This window comes from Mesobacillus sp. (genome assembly GCF_049588175.1).
Taxonomy (GTDB): domain Bacteria; phylum Bacillota; class Bacilli; order Bacillales; family Cytobacillaceae; genus Mesobacillus.
The window spans coordinates 1-2,379 of sequence record NZ_JBAVFI010000009.1; the positions used below are offsets into that span (position 1 = coordinate 1).

1 protein-coding gene is annotated in these 2,379 nt (G+C 43.5%); it reads left to right on the plus strand.

Features of this window, described 5'->3' with window-relative positions; all coding sequences use genetic code 11:
- The first annotated feature begins 62 nt into the window (after nucleotides 1-62).
- Nucleotides 63-2,180, plus strand: coding sequence for a PBP1A family penicillin-binding protein (locus tag WB217_RS00190; protein ID WP_423989513.1), 2,118 nt, complete (start codon nucleotides 63-65; stop codon nucleotides 2,178-2,180).
- Nucleotides 2,181-2,379 lie beyond the last annotated feature (199 nt).

A 2,379-nucleotide genomic window follows, 5' to 3' on the forward strand; every position in this document is an offset into this window, starting at 1 on the left:
ATAACCTTATATTACCAGCAGAGAAGACTACACAAAAGCTTCAATTTAAAAGGAGATCGACTATGCATTTATTGAAACGATTTTGGGAGGCTGTTGTCCGCTTTTGGAAAAGACGCCACCTTACACAAATTTTGTTATTGATCTTATTAGTTTTCATACTACTTTCCATTCTTTGGTTTGCATTCATTGCAAGCAGAGCCAATGTCCAATCATTAAAGGATGGTCTTAGCCAGGCAACGGTCATTTATGACAAAGACGGGGATGAAGCAAGCAAGCTTGCGACAAATAGAACCGGCGGAATATCTATTAAAGACATTCCAGAATATGTACCTAATGCAGTCGTTGCGATCGAAGACGAACGTTTCTATAAACATGGTGGTTTTGATATTAAAGGTATTGCCCGTGCCTTATTTGGCAATTTATTCGCAGGAAGGATCACCGGCGGCGGCAGTACGCTAACGCAGCAATTAACTAAAAACGCACTGCTGTCACCTGAACGAACGTACAAGCGCAAGGTAGAAGAATTATTTTTAGCTGTCGAGCTTGAAAAGGTATATACCAAGGAAGAAATCATTGAAATGTATCTTAATCAAGTTTATTTCGGCAGCGGGGCTTTCGGCATTAATAATGCAAGCAAAAAGTACTTCGCAAAGGATATTCAGGATGCTACGATCAGTGAGGCGGCGATGCTTGCAGGTCTTCTCCATGCGCCTTCAGCATTAGACCCATATAATAATTATGATGGTGCAATGAAACGAAGGAATGTCGTTTTAGCTAAAATGAAAGAGCAAGGCATGATTTCTGATGAAGAATATAAAAATGCTAAAAAAGAGAAAATCGAACTTGAGGATGGCGGTGGCAGCCTTGCGGACCGCAAGTATCCATCTTATGTGGACGCGGTTCTCGATGAAGCGACAAGCAGATATGGCCTTACGCAGGATGAAATTATGACGAGGGCCTACCGAATCCATACAGAATTGGATCAAAACATTCAAACAGGCCTTGAAAAAGTGTATACCCAGGACTATCTGTTTCCTGACCGAGCAAGAGATGTCCTTGTACAAAGTGGATCGGTCCTGCTTGACCCAGGTAACGGCGGAGTACGCGCATTGGTTGGCGGCCGTGGTGAAAAAGTGTTTCGAGGTTTCAACAGGGCAACCCACTTAAAGGCACAGCCAGGCTCCACAATGAAGCCGCTGGCCGTGTATACACCTGCACTTGAGGAAGGTTATGAATACGACTCAATGCTAGTAGACAAGAAGATGAGTTTTAAAAACTACAGTCCAAAAAACTTCTCTGACACCTACCAGGGGGAAGTCCCGATGTATGAGGCGATTGAGAAGTCAATCAATCTCCCGGCAGTCTGGCTGTTAAATGAAATCGGTCTCGAAAAGGGAATCGATTCAGTACGAAGATTTGGCATCAAGGTTGAAAAGGAAGACCAAAACCTGGCGCTGGCTTTGGGTGGAATGCATAACGGTGTCTCCCCTCTTCAAATGGCTGAAGCCTATTCCGTTTTTCCAAATGGCGGTAAGCGGCATGATGCTCATTTGATTACAAAAATAGTTGGGCCTACAGGTAAAATCATTGCCGAGCATGACGGTTCGACAACAAGGGTCACATCAAAGGGAGTAGCGAATGAAATGACTTCTATGCTGCTCAATGTCGTGGAGACTGGTACAGGGAAAGGTACAAAGCTAGAGGATGCCCAAATTGCAGGTAAAACGGGTTCTACACAGCTGCCTTATGCAGACGTTGACGGAACGAAGGATCAATGGTTTGTTGGCTATACGCCAAACCTGGTTGGTGCCGTCTGGCTCGGCTATGATAAGACAGATCGCGAACATTATCTGTCAAGCAGCAGTTCCAAGGATGTTGTTCCAATTTTCCGTGCGATTATGGAGGAATCCGTTCCGAATATCAAGCCTCAGGAATTCGATGTCGAATCGGTAAATACTCGCATATCTGGCAAAACGATCGATTATAAAGAAACAGAACAAGCAATAAAAGAAAAAGCGACTGAGCTTGAGAAAGAATTGAAGGAACGGGCAGGCCAGGTTGAAGAAAGATTAAAAGAGGAAGCTCCAAAATGGCAGAAGGTTTTAGACCAAATGCAGGAAGACGCCGGCAGAATTGGCGATAAAGTCCTAAACAAACTAAGGGATTTGCAAGGTCAGTAAACATGAGAAAGAGCAGCCAAAAATGGCTGCTCACAGACTGTAGACAAACTCGATAAAAATCGAGCTTGTTTACAGTCTTTATTTTGTTTGGAGGAGAAATGTGGCTATTGGGGCCCTCTTTTTCCAGGTTTTTAGTTAATTTAGGTAACCAACAGGCTTTATTGGGGCTCTCTTTTTCCAGTTTTTAGTTAATTTAGGT

Excerpts from the sequence above, each read along its gene's own strand:
- WB217_RS00190 (WP_423989513.1), top strand. The coding sequence starts at position 63 with ATGCATTTATTGAAACGATTTTGGGAGGCTGTTGTCCGCTTTTGGAAA.